Annotated in this window: 1 protein-coding gene; it reads left to right on the plus strand. The window is 68.0% G+C overall.

The window, feature by feature from the left end; genetic code table 11:
- Positions 1–487 (plus strand): transposase (locus ACFORO_RS36655; protein WP_377896723.1); only part of this gene is annotated, 487 nt, incomplete at its 5' end.
- Positions 488–541 lie beyond the last annotated feature (54 nt).

Consider the following 541-nt stretch of genomic DNA (forward strand, 5'->3'; position numbering starts at 1 on the left):
GAACAACCCCACCGACACCGCCGAACTCGCACCCATGATCACCCGGGCCGAGCAGGCCGCGGTGGTGATCAACCAGGAACGGGCCGAACCAGAAACGACGGGCACGGTGCTGGCCGATGCCGGATATTGCAGCGAGGACAACCTCACCCCCGCCGAAGGCCCGCAAGTGTTCGACCGGCTGATCGCGACCGGGAAATCCCGCGACCTGCAACGCGATGCCACCACCAACCCCGCCAGCGGCCCGCCACCACAAGACGCGACCGCGGCCGAGTCAATGCGGCACCGGCTCCGCACCCCCGCAGGCGCCGCCCTCTACAAGAAACGCGGCGCCACCGTCGAACCCGTCAACGGACACCTCAAAGACCGCAACCGACTCCGCCAGTTCAGCATGCGCGGCCTCACCCACTGCCTCGGCGAACTCACCCTCACCGCCACAGCCCACAACCTCCACCGCCTCTTCACCACCACCCAGCCCCAGACAGTGTGATGGGGCAGGGCCTCCGGCCCCGCCCCACCAACACCAACGAACCCCAATCCGAAA

It is taken from the genome of Amycolatopsis halotolerans (assembly GCF_042647905.1).
GTDB lineage: Bacteria > Actinomycetota > Actinomycetes > Mycobacteriales > Pseudonocardiaceae > Amycolatopsis > Amycolatopsis halotolerans.